15 protein-coding genes are annotated in these 14,271 nt (G+C 52.3%); 1 reads left to right on the top strand and 14 read right to left on the bottom strand.

Annotation, left to right across the window (positions count from 1 at the left end; genetic code table 11):
- Nucleotides 1-58: 58 nt before the first annotated feature.
- The 10 genes from GQY55_RS01605 to GQY55_RS01565 form a co-directional block, all read right to left on the bottom strand.
- The gene (locus tag GQY55_RS01605) at nt 59-1,738 is read right to left on the bottom strand and encodes an ABC transporter substrate-binding protein (protein ID WP_160037568.1); all 1,680 of its coding nucleotides are present in this window, start codon (nt 1,736-1,738) and stop codon (nt 59-61) included.
- Nucleotides 1,739-1,774: 36 nt separating this feature from the next.
- Complete coding sequence (locus GQY55_RS01600) at nt 1,775-2,671, bottom strand: carbohydrate ABC transporter permease (RefSeq protein WP_160037567.1); 897 nt, start codon at nt 2,669-2,671, stop codon at nt 1,775-1,777.
- A 15-nt stretch (nt 2,672-2,686) separates the two neighbouring features.
- Entirely contained in the window at nt 2,687-3,559 is an 873-nt protein-coding gene (locus GQY55_RS01595) for an ABC transporter permease (RefSeq protein ID WP_160038456.1), read from the bottom strand.
- Between the two features lie 220 nt (nt 3,560-3,779).
- On the bottom strand, nt 3,780-6,095 hold the full coding sequence (locus GQY55_RS01590; protein ID WP_160037566.1) for a helix-turn-helix domain-containing protein: 2,316 nt from the start codon (nt 6,093-6,095) through the stop codon (nt 3,780-3,782).
- Between the two features lie 296 nt (nt 6,096-6,391).
- Nucleotides 6,392-6,943 carry a DUF4269 domain-containing protein gene (locus GQY55_RS30960; RefSeq protein WP_268894983.1) on the bottom strand — a complete coding sequence of 184 codons (552 nt, stop codon included), beginning with the start codon at nt 6,941-6,943 and terminating at the stop codon, nt 6,392-6,394.
- A gap of 25 nt (nt 6,944-6,968) precedes the next feature.
- Nucleotides 6,969-7,124 (bottom strand): hypothetical protein, encoded by a 156-nt coding sequence (locus GQY55_RS30955; RefSeq protein ID WP_201452066.1) that lies wholly within the window; start codon nt 7,122-7,124, stop codon nt 6,969-6,971.
- Between the two features lie 31 nt (nt 7,125-7,155).
- Nucleotides 7,156-7,737: a histidine phosphatase family protein gene (locus GQY55_RS01580; RefSeq protein ID WP_236575336.1), complete on the bottom strand. Its 582-nt coding sequence runs from the start codon at nt 7,735-7,737 to the stop codon at nt 7,156-7,158.
- A 13-nt stretch (nt 7,738-7,750) separates the two neighbouring features.
- Nucleotides 7,751-8,242: a GNAT family N-acetyltransferase gene (locus GQY55_RS01575; protein WP_236575335.1), complete on the bottom strand. Its 492-nt coding sequence runs from the start codon at nt 8,240-8,242 to the stop codon at nt 7,751-7,753.
- Nucleotides 8,239-9,189: an aminoglycoside phosphotransferase family protein gene (locus tag GQY55_RS01570; RefSeq protein WP_160037564.1), complete on the bottom strand. Its 951-nt coding sequence runs from the start codon at nt 9,187-9,189 to the stop codon at nt 8,239-8,241. Before GQY55_RS01570 ends, GQY55_RS01575 begins: the two co-directional genes overlap by 4 nt.
- A gap of 84 nt (nt 9,190-9,273) precedes the next feature.
- The gene (locus GQY55_RS01565; RefSeq protein ID WP_160037563.1) at nt 9,274-9,732 is read right to left on the bottom strand and encodes a RidA family protein; all 459 of its coding nucleotides are present in this window, start codon (nt 9,730-9,732) and stop codon (nt 9,274-9,276) included.
- Between the two features lie 220 nt (nt 9,733-9,952).
- Here GQY55_RS01565 and GQY55_RS01560 point away from each other — a divergent pair, with 220 nt between their 5' ends.
- Complete coding sequence (locus GQY55_RS01560; RefSeq protein WP_160037562.1) at nt 9,953-11,452, top strand: ATP-binding protein; 1,500 nt, start codon at nt 9,953-9,955, stop codon at nt 11,450-11,452.
- 84 nt (nt 11,453-11,536) lie between these two features.
- Here GQY55_RS01560 and lepB read toward each other — a convergent pair whose 3' ends face one another.
- From lepB to GQY55_RS01540, 4 genes are all read right to left on the bottom strand, one after another.
- Nucleotides 11,537-12,208 carry a signal peptidase I gene (lepB, locus tag GQY55_RS01555; protein ID WP_160037561.1) on the bottom strand — a complete coding sequence of 224 codons (672 nt, stop codon included), beginning with the start codon at nt 12,206-12,208 and terminating at the stop codon, nt 11,537-11,539.
- 75 nt (nt 12,209-12,283) lie between these two features.
- Nucleotides 12,284-12,829: an NUDIX hydrolase gene (locus tag GQY55_RS01550; RefSeq protein ID WP_160037560.1), complete on the bottom strand. Its 546-nt coding sequence runs from the start codon at nt 12,827-12,829 to the stop codon at nt 12,284-12,286.
- The gene (locus GQY55_RS01545; protein ID WP_036713623.1) at nt 12,826-13,347 is read right to left on the bottom strand and encodes a GNAT family N-acetyltransferase; all 522 of its coding nucleotides are present in this window, start codon (nt 13,345-13,347) and stop codon (nt 12,826-12,828) included. The genes GQY55_RS01550 and GQY55_RS01545 overlap by 4 nt, the downstream gene beginning before the upstream one ends.
- Nucleotides 13,348-13,596: 249 nt before the next feature.
- Complete coding sequence (locus tag GQY55_RS01540; protein WP_160037559.1) at nt 13,597-14,106, bottom strand: nucleotidyltransferase domain-containing protein; 510 nt, start codon at nt 14,104-14,106, stop codon at nt 13,597-13,599.
- Nucleotides 14,107-14,271 lie beyond the last annotated feature (165 nt).

The following is a 14,271-nucleotide window of genomic DNA, read 5'->3' as shown; positions in this document are numbered from 1 at the left end:
GATGAAGGCCCCTCTTGCCTATTCCTTGTCACGTATCTTTAGTCCAACTTATATAGGTTTATTTTTTGTTCTTTTCGTCGTAAGCCGTCTGGTATATTTCCAGATATCGCTTCAGGTTCATCGCGTCAAGCTGGCTGACATAGCTGTCCCAATCCGCATCCAGGCTGGCATCGCCGATGACGAAGCGGGCGATCATTTCATCCACGTAGTCATTGATCGTTTTCGCCAAATCGGCAACCTCGGACGCCTGTTCGTTCGTCAGGAACAGCGGCGGCACCGTGCTGACATCCTTCGGCTGATACGGCTCATATTTATTCTTCGTCTCGTTGTATAGAATTACCTCTAAATCGTCGTCACCTTTTGCGACGGCCGACAAACGAAAATCGTTCGTACGCAGCGCCGGGCCGGTTTGCGCCCAGTTTACGTTTTGAACCGTGCCGTAGGACTTGAGCTCCGACCATACCGCCGGCTTGCCGTTGATGCCGATTTCGCCTTCCTTGGCGTCGCGCCATTCCTGATCCGGACGTCCGTACACGCTGCGCAGCGTCATCTCTTTCTCGTACAGCCCGTCGGCCCAACGAAGCGCCAGCTCCGGATTTTTGGCCTTTTTGGTGATGATGAATGCGCCCGGCGTCAAAGCCGTCGTGTCGACGGCGGCATACTGCACGCCTCCCGGTCCTTTTAACGGCGGAACCGCTTTGTATTCCTTCCAGCGTCCGCTGTCTCCCATCAGCTGCGTGAATACGCCTTCATGTCCGCCCGTGGATGCCCCCAAGATGACCGTACCCGGATTCTCCCCTTGTTGAATCAGCTGGTTTTCGTCCTGGGTGAAGGATTCCGGAGCAATGAGCCCTTCCTTGTACAGCTTGTTCAGGTACCGCAAACCCTCGCGCCATTCCGGCTTGTTGAAGGCCACGTCCAGTTTGCCGTCCTTTATGAACATATGCTTGCTGCTTGATCCATACACCGGATTATAAATAAAAGAGTTCATCAGGAACGCGTCGATGGTCGAACGCCATGATTTTTGCGTAATGGACAGCGGGATTTCGTCCTTTTTCCCGTTGCCGTTCGGGTCTTTTTCCTTGAACGCCTTCAGCACGTTATAGAGGTCGTCGGTCGTTTTTGGCATTTCAAGCCCCAGTTTTTTCAGCCACGGCTCGTAAATCCACATTTTTTGGCTCATGGAGCAGTGGTAGCAGTCATTGACTTCAGGCAGTGCGTATATGTTGCCGTCGGTCGCCGTAATCGTCTCTTTGATTTCCGGGTTATCCGCGAACATTTTTTTCGTTTGGACGCCCTGCTTCTCGATCAAGTCGTTTAATGAAACAAAAGCGCCTTGGGAGCCGTAGATCATCTGCTGGGTCGGCGAGACGTTCAGGCCCATGATCACGTCGGGGTAATCCTCGCTTGCCAGCACCAGGTTAAGTTTCTCTTGCATGCTTTGCTCCGGAACGACCTCCCATTCGATATGGACGTTCGTCTTTTCCTCATACCATTTGGTGAACTCGTTGGTCTCGAAATTTTCCACCAGCGGGTTGCCGCGCACCATAATTTTCAGCGTCGTTTTTTCTTTGACGAGCGGGTAAGTCCCCGGCGGCGTCAGCTCCACAGTACCCGCAGCGGGCTGGTTGCTTCCCTTCGTATCCGCGCTCCCCTCTTTCGCGCCTCCGGAGCAGCCTGCGAGCAGCATGCCGGCGGCGATCACGAGCCCCATGATTTTGTTCAGCTTTTTATACATAACACCCCTCCATCGATTTCAAATTTGGCTTTGCGACTATCCTTTTAATGAACCGATCATGACGCCTTTGACGAAAAACTTCTGCACGAACGGGTACACCACCAGAAGCGGCACGGATGTGACGACGATCAGCGAATATTTGAGCAGCTCCCGCAAACCTTGGCGCGCAGCGGCCGTTTTGGCGTCGCCGAGCATGTCGATGTTGATCTCGTTTTGGACGAGAATGTCGCGAAGGATCAACTGCAGCGGATACAATTCCGCCCTTTTCAAGAAAATCATCGCGTTAAAATACTGATTCCAATGCCCCACGGCATAAAACAACGCGATCACCGCCAGAATCGGCCCCGATAGCGGCAGCACGATCCGGAGCAAAAAACGAAAGTCCGAACAGCCGTCCAGCTGGGAGGCCTCCAGCAATTCGCCGGGAATCGTCGTCTGGAAATAGGTGCGCATGATGATGACGTTCCATACGGACAGCGCCCCCGGAATCAACATGGACCAGACGGTGTCGATCATGCCCAAATCTTTGACGAGCAGGTATGTCGGGATCAGGCCCCCGCTGAACATCATCGTAAACACGAACAGCAGCATGAACAGATTCCGCCCGCGAAAATCGCCCCTGGACAGCGGATAGGCCGCCAAAACCGTGAATAACAAATTGATGCCCGTTCCCGCCAGCGTATAAAAAATCGTGTTCATGAAGCCGCGCACGACCATCGTGTTTTTGAACACGGCCCGGTACCCGTCCAGCGTCGGTTCGACCGGCCACAGCCACACGCGCCCCGACAAAACGGCGCTGCTCGAGCTGAATGAAGCGCTTACAACATACACAAGCGGATACAGCACGATCAGCATGATCAGCGTCAACACGCAATAATTCACGATCGTAAACAGACGGTCAGCCCCGGCTTCTTTTATTTTCATTGCATGCATAGTTCCGCCGCCTTTCTACCATAAGCTTTCCTGCTTCAATTGCTTCGCCGTCTGATTGACGATGATCAGCAGGATGAATCCGATCACCGCTTTGAACAGGCCGATGGCCGTCGCATAAGAGAAATTCATCGCCTGCGAGACAAGCCCGACCTTATAGACGTATGTGTCGATCACTTCCGAGGTGCGCAGATTGAGCGGGTTTTGCATCAGCAAAATTTTCTCGAAGCCGGTCTCCAGCATTTGCCCCGTGTTCAAGATGAGCAAAATGACGGCGATCGGAAGAATGCCGGGCAAATCGATATGACGCATCCGCTGAACCTTGGTCGCGCCGTCCATGACGGCCGCTTCATGCAGCGCCGGGTCGATGCCGGACAGCGCCGCCAAATAAATGATGCAGGCAAACCCCGTGTTTTGCCATACATGCGACCAGACGTAAATCGATTTGAACCACGACGCCTGCGCCATAAAATGGTACGGACCAAGCCCGAACCAACCGAGCAGCGTATTGATGAGTCCCGTCCGCGGATCGAGGAACTGCAGCAGAAGGCCCACCAGAACGACCAGCGAAATAAAATACGGCGCGTACGTGATCATTTGGACCGACTTTTTGAAGCGTTCGTTTTTGACGTAATTGAGACCGAGCGCCAGTATAATCGGGAACGGAAAACTTGCGATCAGCGCGTAAAAGCTGACCACGAGCGTGTTCCGCAGCAGCCTCCAAAATTCATGCGAGTGGAAAAAACGCTCAAACTGCGCGAATCCGACCCACGGGCTGCCGGCGATGCCTTTGGTCACGTTAAAATCCTTAAATGCGATTTGCGCTCCGTACATCGGCACGTATTTAAATACGATGATGTAAATGAGCGGCAAGGCGAACAAAGCGTACAGCTGCCATTTGCGTGCGATGTCTTTCCAAAGATTCAGCTTGGTCACCCCCTTCGTTTTTGGATGGAAAATCCGGCCGGTGACCACAGCTTAATTGAAAGCGCTTAAGTCCGTAAATCTGCATGTTTTGGCGGTTATGCCGTGCTTTAGAAAAGGCATTATTCCGTTTTTCGGGAGTATTCGTTTATTAAGAAAAGGCCGCTTCCGGCCGCCGTTTCTTCAATTATGCCTCGCGCGGCTGATGTACCTTCCGGTATTCGGTCGCGCTGACGCCGTTCGCCCGTTTAAAGGCCCGGCTGAACGAATTGAGCGACAAATATCCGGTCCGGACCGCGATATCGCTGACGGGAAGGGCGCTGCCGACGAGCAGCCGTTTGGCCTCTTCCATGCGGACATGCTCCAAATAATCGGAAAAATTCATTCCGGTTTGCTCCTTGAAAAAATAAGAAACGTACGCTTCCGAATTCCGGGCTTCCTTGGCGAGAATGGCCAAGCTTAAGTCCGGGTCCGAAAAATGGTTGTCGATATACGACATCAGCTTGCCGGCCAGCGAATCGTTATGGCTTCGTTTCCGCTCCTCATGCTTGCGGCACAGCTGCATTAAGGCTTGAAAAAGCTTGTGCACCGCTTCGTCCGGCGGCAATTCGGAATCGGACACCTCCAGCACCACCTTCATCTCTTCGGACATCATATCCTCGTTTGCCGGGGAAAGCTCGCAGCATTTCATCAGCGTTCCGCACAGCTCCTGGGCCAGCAGCTTTTGGGCGACGACCGGAAGCGGACGCCCGCCGTCGTTTTCCTCCCGGATTTGCGCGATCAGCCGGGCCGTTTCCGGCTTGTTGCCCGACCTGACGAGCTGGATCAGCCGCTGTTCCACGTCGGACGGATAAAAATAGACCGGCGGCGGCACCTCGGCTTCGTCGTAAAACAACACCGGCTGGCGTTCGCTCCAGGCCGCATGCACGAGCAGAAACTCCGCTTCGCCGTAGGAACGGTACACCTCCGTCAATCTCGTTTGGCAGGTACCGACGGCGATCCAAAGCCCCGAATGGCTGGCCTGCTTCCAATGATCGCCTAATTGCGAGATCTGCCGCTGAAGGCCATTCATAAAAGCCTCCGGCGAAGTCCCTTCCCCGTGAAAAAGCAAAGCCAGCTTGTTTTCGCCCAAATCATGAACCTGTGCGAGCGCCTGCCGCTCCGCTCCGATCGTTCCGATCCTATCGCGGACGTTCAGCTTCACGATGTCCAGCTCCGTTAGCATCTCCTCGTTGTACGGGGCATGGTATCCCCGAATTTGAATGGCCGCCGCCGCAAAATAATGCCCCTTCAGCTCCACCCGGGCATGCTCCATAGCCGCTTCAACCTCATCCATCGACGTAAAGCCGCCTTGCAGCAGCCGGTCGAAAAACACGTTGCGCAGCATCGGCACCTGCGCCTCCAGCCTGCTGCTCAGTTCGCCATGGCTTTCCACCAGCGCGGAAACGGAGCTGCGGATGTCGTCCATCAGGTTGCCAAGCGGGCGTTTTTTGCTGCCCGCGGGTTTCAGCGGCAGCAGCTGGAGCATTTTAAACACGGGCCTGCTGCTCCGGTATGCCAGCAATGCGGCAAATACGAGCCCTGCGCCCATCGCCAGCATGAACACGGTCAACGTCAGCTCTTTGATATAATTGGCCTTTGCCAGCACGACCTCCTCCGGCTGCGCGGATACATAGGTCCAGCCGTTATACCGGGAAGTGGTTTGGGTAATCAGCATCTTTTTCCCGTTCCAGCGAAATTGCGAAAAACCCTCCTTGACAGGAAGCGCTTTCATATTTGCGGTTGTCGGATCCATGCCCACGTAACTGATCAGGTTTCCGTTTTGGTCCGCGACATAAGCAAAACCTCCCTGCTCGGAATCGATATGGCGCAGCATCTCTTGGATTTGCTTGTTGTCGATCAACACCGAAATGACGCCTCCGCCGTCTTTGGCCCCGAAGGACTGCATGTAACTGACGACCGAATACGGTTTTCCTTCATATAGAACCGGCATGCCGGGCTGATAGGTTTTATAATAATAGCGGCTGAACAGCTCTTTGTACCACTGCTCATAGGACTTGCCCTCGTACCGAAGCTGCAGGCCGTAAAACTGACTGCCGTTATACACTTTGCGGGGCGAAATGAACATGCCGCTGTTTTTATAAGCGATAAAATAATCGACGATAAAATGGTTGGTCATCCGGTAGTCGAACAAACTTTTTTCGAGGTCCCATAATCGAAACGGATTCGTTTGCTCGAACGGGGCTTTGACGAATTGAAAGGATTGGATTTTGGATTCGCTCGCCATCTGCTGCGCGATCGTCTCCACTTCGGCAAAACGCCCGTCCAGCGCTTCGCGGATTTGTCCGAGCGCCGCCGTATTGCTTTTCATCGTTTCCGATTCCAAGAGCGACGACGTTTTATGATAGGCAAACCACCCGGATAGCAAAGCCCCGAGCAATATGAGCACATACGGCACGAAAAACCGAAGCACCAACGTCGCGCGTTCACTTGAAGCATTCACACATCATCCCACCTTTGTCTCTGTTTATCATGTCGTTCCGGCCGCAAGCGGGGCCATTGTACTTAACGATTATAAGATGCCGCAGGCGATTTGAAAACGTATACAATGGAGGATTTGAAAAAAATCAAAGGAGCGACAATCAAACAGCAATATATAGAGGGAAACGGTTTATTTTGTCTCTATTTAGTTCGTCTATATATTGTACCCGGGAGCGGCCGGAATCGAATTTTGCAAAATGCTGAACGAAAACAAAAAAAGAAGCCGACCGGGCTGAAAGTTTCCCGGCACAGCTTCCCCTATGCGTTCTCAAATCCTTTATGTACAAGAAACCGCTCTAACTTTGCTTCGCTCCAATCATGCATGTCAAGCAGCGCCGCATACGGATCCCCCGTAAGACCAAGCAGCCCGGCAAACGCCGGCTCCGTTTTGACGCCGCTCCGTTTTAATGACCTGACGTGTTCCCGGAATTCCGGACCAAGCCGCTTCAGAATCCGCTGTTCAACGACCATGTGCTTGTAGGCGTTTTGCTGCGTTACCGGGCGGTTTTGGGCAAATATCTCGACGGGCCAAGATTCGAACCTAAAATTGCACACGACGACGATGCTCCCATGCAGCCGCTCCCGTTCTAACGTAAACCGTTCCAGCGTGCCGTATGCCGTGATCAACGTCCGCTCCAGCGGTTCCGGTTCCCGCATCTCGCAGATAATATCCAAATCGCTGCCTTCGACATCGATATCGATCGGAAACGTTCCGGCGAGTACCGGGCCGTAGGCGGCCAGCTTTTCGAAAATGCCGAGCCGGCCGAGCGCCTCGAAGGCTTCCCGCTGCTTGGCATTCCCTGTTTTCAGGTATGAAACGTCCGTAAAAGATTGACTATTCCGGGTATCGATGTTGATCCTCCTTTTCCGCCTTCCGCTGCCGATCCCGATCCAGCGCTTCCCGGGCGTAATCCCGCTTAGGGAGCTTATGATTGATATTCAGCAAAACCGCCAGATTGCAGATCAGCAGCAAAACGATCAAGATGCTCATTAGAAGTCCTCCTTATGCCGGACGCGCGCGGTCAATCCGCCCAGCATCTTGTCACTTCCGTCAGTTTAAGATCTTCAAACACCAGTTTATACACATCCGGCATCGATGTCGATCTCCAAAAGTCAAAGCCGTATTTGGAATCAAAAAAGTTCAAAACCAGCGTCATGATATCCCCATGCGTACCGATTGCGAGTTTCTTGCCCGGATACCGCCGAAGAAGCTGGATAAAAGCTTCCGCCCCTCTGCGCTGCGCTTCTTCGTTGGATTCCCCTCCGGGGTAGGCATGCCGGAAATCGTCGTACAGCCGCTTTTTGAAATCGACGAATCGCTCGCCGGGAATGTGGATCTCATCCGACGCAAGCGCGCGTTCCCTTAGCCCATCGATGACGGCGATTTCTTTTCCTGCCGCCCGGGCGGCAGGCTCCAGCGTTTGGATCGCGCGCACGTAGGGGCTCGAAAAAAACGCATCGATTTCTTCCCGCTGCAGCAGCTCTTTTACTTTTAACGCATCCGACCTGCCTTTTTCGGAAATCCCTCTTGTTTTTTCCTCGCCCGGCACGTATTGCGACTCCGCATGCCTGACCATATAAATAATCGTTTGAATGGATCTCACCCCCCGGAAAATATTATGACCTGCCCGAATCGAACACTTGGGTCGGACCGTCCCAGCCGTCTTCCCTGATTTCATCGTACCGTCCGCCGGTATACCTTTCGATAACTTTCCGCCAGAATCGCTGCGCAGGCACGTTTGTCTCCATTTCGGCAACCTTCCATTTCCCGGGCAAGCGGTCGAACACGTCGAACGCCCCCTTTTGCCCCGCGCATGAACGGCGGTATTTTTTCAAAACAAAAAATTCGGCCATTTCGTACACGGGAACGCCCTCCTGCATGCCGGTCCGCCGCACCAGCGCAAATCCCGCCAGCTTGCCGCCAACCCGGAACAAATACGGAAACCTCCCTTCTTCGGTCCAGTAATGGTCCAGATACTTATACTCATATAAGCCGTTTTCGTTCAGATCGTCCTCCGGGTCGAATTCGCTGAAATCGTATTTGTACAGCTCCAGCAAGTTCCGGAGCGTCGATTTGTCGGCATACGCCGCTTCATGAACCGTAATCACGTGGATGCCTTCTTTCTTGTGTGGTTTGTGTACCAAGCGGGAATCAACGTTTCAAAATTGCGATGTTCCTCCAAGACGCGGCCGATTCTGGCCAACATATCATTTAATCCATCCGGGTGGACCTTCAGCGTCCAGGCAACCGAACCCACCAGGTTCATCGCCAAATACAGGGAATAAAGCCGCCAAAATTCGGCGTCCGGCTCCCGGCCCTGATGGTACCCATGGATTTGGCCGACGGCAAACGCAGTGCTGATGTCCGCGGAGAAAAAACCGATTTTCAAAAAATCATGGATCGGATCTCCCCAATCGCAGCGGTTAAAATCAATGACGCCCGATAAATGCCCATCCTTGACGACCAGGTTTGCCAAATGAAAATCGTCGTGCTGAAACCGGTTCGGCCGGTCCGTCATCGCGTCCAGATGTTCTTCGATAAAAGCCAGCAATCGGGCGTCTCCCGAAAACCGTATTCCGCAGCCCCGATATTGCTCCTTATTCCGTTCGTGTTTTTTCCTTTCCCGCTCATGCCACGATCCAACCGAATCCGGCGCCTCATATCGGTGGATTTTGAGCAGTTCCGCTCCGGCCTCCAAGCCGATTTCATATTGGGTTTCCTCCGGATAGGAGCAAACGACGTCCGCCCCTTCATCCCCGTCAATATACGTAAATACGATGTATCCCAAATTTGCTTCTTCCCAGCGCCCCAGCTCCAAAGCCCTTGAACAAAGAACGTTCTCCTGCCGCATTCGCTCCAGCGCCTTGTATTCCATTTCCTTGCGCGGATATTGACGAAGATCGAAAACCCGCAGCAGGAAACGCTCATTTCCTTTCGTCACGACATATTTTCGATCTTCGGAAAAACCTTTGGCAATGAGTCTCGGCTCGCCGCTGCCCGCAAGCAGCGGAATCCGTTCGACTCGCGCACGAAGCTCTACCGTCTCGTCTACCAAGTTGACCCCCCTTTTTTTCGATCATTTTAAAACAAGACTTTCGGTCTTCCGGCTGCCGTTTGATTCGATAACCCTTTTTCGTCCCTACTCCTCGACTTCAAAGATCGAGTCGATAATGATCGGCAATTGATCCCTTACCGACACCGCTCCGAAGACGGAGCGCGCATGTTTCCCTATATCGCCAAACACGTCGATCATCAGGTCCGAACAGCCGTTCAGCACGAGATGATGCTCCGCGAAATGAGCCTCCGCGTTGACGAAACCTTGTATTTTCACTACCCGCTTCACCTTATCCAGCGTTCCAAGCGCCGTTTGGACGACGGCCAGAATTTCCAGCCCCGTGCTCCGGGCGAACCGGTAACCTTCCTCGGTGGAAAAATCGCTCCCCAGCTTTCCTTTCGGATTCCCGGACGGGCCTTTTCCCGAAACGAACAAAAGCCCGTTCAGCAGGACAAAATTGACGTATTTGGCCGCCGGCTGGCCGGCCTCTGGCAGAACAATGCCAAGCGAAGCAAGCCTCGACTCCACGCTTTCAAAAGCCATCCTTTTCCACTCCGTTTCAAGAAAGATAGATGTCTTGATGAATTCGACAATTAGCGAGAAAACCCTTTGATATACAGGTTAAAATGGATCTCCACCCTGCTTTTTGCGTATGATTCGCTGCGATAAAGGAACTAATTTAACCCGTTATTTTCAGCATTTTTTTCAATTCCGAACAAGTTTTGAATCTTCCATTGAAGACCGTCCCGGTCATGCTTATAATATGGATACAATCCGACAAAAAATTGGAAAAAAAGAGAGGAGTTTTGTAGTGCTACGTGATCATGTCCGGAATTATGATCCCATCTTTCAGCACGCTGCGCTTGGAATGGCTCTCATATCGCTCCATGGAACTTTCATCATGATTAATCCCGCATTATGCGTCCTTTTGGGACATCCACAGCACGAAATCGATTCCACCGCTCCCCTGGACCATATATACAAGGATCTTTTGTCAGATATTCAACGGTTCGGCGAATCGCTTCCAAACGAACGAATGACTTCAGGCAAATTCGAAAGCAGGCTCAATCACCTCTCCGGCCGGGAGCTTGCGGTCATCGTCCATGTATCGCTCATCCGTAACGAACCTTTGCCCCACTACCTGGTCCAGTTCGAAAACCGCACCTCGCTGCTGGAAATCGAAACAAAACTACATTCCACGGAACTCGCACTGATTGATATACAAAACTCTTACCACGAACTGCTGGAGAAAATGCCGCTTGCCGTTTTGATTACCAAAAAAGGGGTCATCCAATACGCCAATCCCGCCGCGCTTCAACTGGTCCATGCCAAAGATCGAAGCGAAGCTGTCGGCTTATCGACCAATACGATCGTTGATGCGTCTTATCACATGGCGCTCGAAGAACGCCGGAGAGTATATGATGTAAGGAAAGCGCTGAATCCCATTATTTATATGATCAACTGCATGGATGGACGTCAAAAATATGTCGAAGGTTTTACCCTTATTATCACCTACGAAGGAGAACATGCCGCCGTCGGCGTATTTAAGGATATTACGGATCAAAAACAACGGGAAGAGCATATGATGCAGTCCGAAAAATTGACGATGGCCGGTCAGCTGGCCGCGGGAATCGCGCATGAAATCCGGAATCCGCTGACGTCGATCAACGGCTTCATGAAGCTGATGAGATCCTCCAAACGCAGCTCCGAAACCTATTTTGAGATCATCGAGTCGGAGCTGAAGCGGATCGAACTGATCGTGAATGAACTGCTCGTTTTATCCAAACCTCAGGAAAAGCATGTCAGCAAAGCAATCAACGTCCTGCCTGTTTTGGATCAGGTCATCACGCTCATGAATGTTCAAGCGGCATTAAAAAATATCGAAATTACGTTTGAAAGTTCCGATGTTTCGCAGTGGATCGTCGGGGAAACCAATCAGCTCAAACAGGTGTTCATCAACTTGCTCAAAAACGGCATGGACGCCATGGACGCCAGCGGAACCATTCGCGTGTCCGTCGATTCCACGGAGCAAGAAGTGCTCATCCGCGTGCAGGACGAAGGCAGCGGCATGACGCCGGAGCAGGTTCAGAAGCTTGGACAGCCTTTTTTTACGACAAAGGAAACGGGAACGGGACTTGGCTTTATGATCACGCAGAACATTATACATAACCACGGCGGCGCCATTCAGATCGAAAGCGAACCCGGACAAGGAACGGCCTTTACGGTCAAGCTGCCAAAAACGATGAAACCGGAACATACATAGCTTCGAACCGATGTGGATAAGCAGCCCTTGTTTTATAAGGACTGCTTATTCGCCTTATCGAAGGGCATGCGAAGGACAAGACCGTTATTTTGCCGGCGGGGGAGCCGGATATCCCAGTACCTTCCCTTGGATCGAATCGATCGGTAAAGGGCCGAAATGCCGGCTGTCGAAGCTTCGGAACCAATCGTCGCCAATCACGAATACATGCCCATCCGGAACGCGCAAGGCGTCCAGCTGATTCGATTCCAGATCCTTGATCGCATGTTCGAGATTTTGCCTCGTTCGACCATCCGGATTCTGTTCCAGCCCCTTTTTCAACCCTTCAATATCGGATCCGATCCGGTGGGCCTTCCCGTAAAACGAATCGAGCTTGCGGCGATCGACGTAAATTTGCCCTTTTTTAATTTCTATCGTTTCTCCCGGCAAGGCCACAATCCTTGAAATGCTCATTTTCTCAAGCGTAATCCTCGGGTATTTTTTATGGTCGAAGTCCGGATTTTGAAAGTATACGATTTCTCCCCTCTTGAAAGGGTGACGTTCGTAATAATTCGGATCGATGACGGCCCGTCCCTCGAAATCATGGTCGCCGCGGTCCATGTTATCATGACGATGTGGATAGATGAAATATCCGTCCTTCATATCAACGACGGGAATATCGGGCACGGTTGTCTCGTCTTTAAGGGCCGGGCCTTCCCCGTCTTTGCATCCTGCAAGGAGCAGCACGAACAGCACCGTATATCGTATCGTTTTCTTCATGGAATCACCCCGCTCGAAAATTCCGGTCAACCACCTCTCAAAGAGGTACTAGGTCGCATTTTCTTTGGTAAATGACTAGGAAAGCTCCTTTTTCCTGTTCAATAAAAGCGCCGCAAGCTCTGCCGGGTCGGTGACCCATTCGATGTCCGGCGCGATCGGAACGGACTCATGTTGCAGCAGTTCGCCGTTTTGATACACGCAGATATGCTCGAAGCAGCGGTCATCATACAATATTTTTTCGATGCTTTTTGGAATATTGTAAGCGACGCCGCGGTTTTTCGGATGCAATATCCATGCGAGCTCCTTCCAGTCCAAAATCCCTTCTTCCGTGCCGATCGGGGTCGGGTAGCTCGTCTCCTCGGACAATTCTGCAGCATAGACGTACATGCCGCCTACCTTTTTATCATCCACGACCCATGTTACCAAACCTTTGAAATCGAGCCCCCCGGGCACAAGTCCAGTCTCTTCCCGCATTTCCCTCATCATCGACTCCCTCGGGGTTTCCCCCGGCTCTAACTTGCCTCCGATGCCGTTCCATGCCCCCATCCAGCTCGGCTTGTTGCGGTTCAGCAGCAGGACCCGGTCTCCCTGCCTAATGAAGCAGATATTGTACGCGATCATAAAAACACCTCGGGGTACATGAGTACTCCCTTGATCCGGCCGAGAGCGCCGTCCTGCAGCTCACAAACCATAAAGACGTCATCGGAAACGTCGAATTGCTTTAATTCGAGGCCGTAGGGGCGAGCCGGCTTAAACCCGAATTTCGGATAATACGCCGGATGGCCGATTAACAGCACAAGCTCATACCCCAGCTTCCGGCAGCGTTCCACGCCTTCCTGGATCAAAAGCCCGCCGATTCCTTGTTTCTGATGTTTCGGGTCGACGGCGAGCGGGGCCAGCGCAATCACGCCGGTCTGTTGGTCCCCGTTAACAACCTTCGCCTTGCTTAACAAAATATGGCCGACGATCTCACCGTTTTGCTCGGCCACGAGCGACAGTTCGGGGATAAACCCTTCGGACTGCCTGATTCTTTTCACTAATTCGGACTCGTCCTCCCGGTTGCCGAAAGCTTGAAACAACACCTTTTCGACTTGCTTGGCATCCGCTTGCGTTTCCGTTCGAACAGTTACGGTTGGCATCGCTGTGTTTCTCCTTCTCTTTTTGCGCGCAATAGTTTCAGAAAATGGGTGGTATTCTTGTATTCATCCGTTTGCCGAAAACCTAAGGAGCGGTAAAAACGCGCGGCTTCCTCTGTATCGGTATGATTCGGATTGGAGAAACTGCCATGCGGCACCCCTTTCTTGAATGCTTCCGCTTGCAGCGGTCATCGATGTCAGAAAATAAAACGGCCCGGCCTGGAGCCATCTCCCTCCGACCGGGTCTCGTTGTCACTCCATGCTGCCGATCAACCCGCGCAACACCGTTTTGCTTTCCTCGTCTTTCGGACGCGGCATTCTGCCGATTTCCCGATACACTTCTTTTTCTTCGAGAAGCTGACGAGGGTTAAGGACGCATGCCGAAATACCATATAGGCTGAACGTCTCGGTCTGCAGGGCATCCTTCCTCCATACCCATTCGGGGAGTCCGTTCAAGATGATTTGGCCGTCCTCCGTATAGGTCACGTAACAAACCTGGATATCGGTTCCATTTTTTCGAAAATCCGTCTGTCTCCCGCTGATCGGAAACCTTTCATAACCGGCATCGGCAAGCTTCTGCTCCAGCAGATCCCGGCATTCGACGAAAGCCACAAGATCAAGATCCTCATGGGGACGTGTGACGCTGCCGAGCAAAAAGTCGATGGCCCAACCTCCGCGAAGCCAAAACGGCCGGTCCAAAGCACAAAATATGGCGGCGATTTCGCCCAAAATTTCCAGCTGAGCTTTCGATTTTTCGTCCATCTTCCGATTCGGGTCAACATCCGAACCGTTATGTTCATGTTTTATCGGCAGGAGGACCGCCCCCTTTCTTGTATCAGCATTTTGCAAAATTCGATTCCGTCAGCTGCCGGGGCCAATATATAGACGAATAAAACCGTTTCGTTCCATACTATTGCTGATTGAAAG

This window comes from Paenibacillus sp. USDA918EY, assembly GCF_009870825.1.
GTDB lineage: Bacteria > Bacillota > Bacilli > Paenibacillales > Paenibacillaceae > Paenibacillus_AQ > Paenibacillus_AQ albilobatus.
The sequence above is the reverse complement of the archived record's forward strand: the minus strand, read 5'-3'. Positions and strand labels throughout refer to the sequence as shown.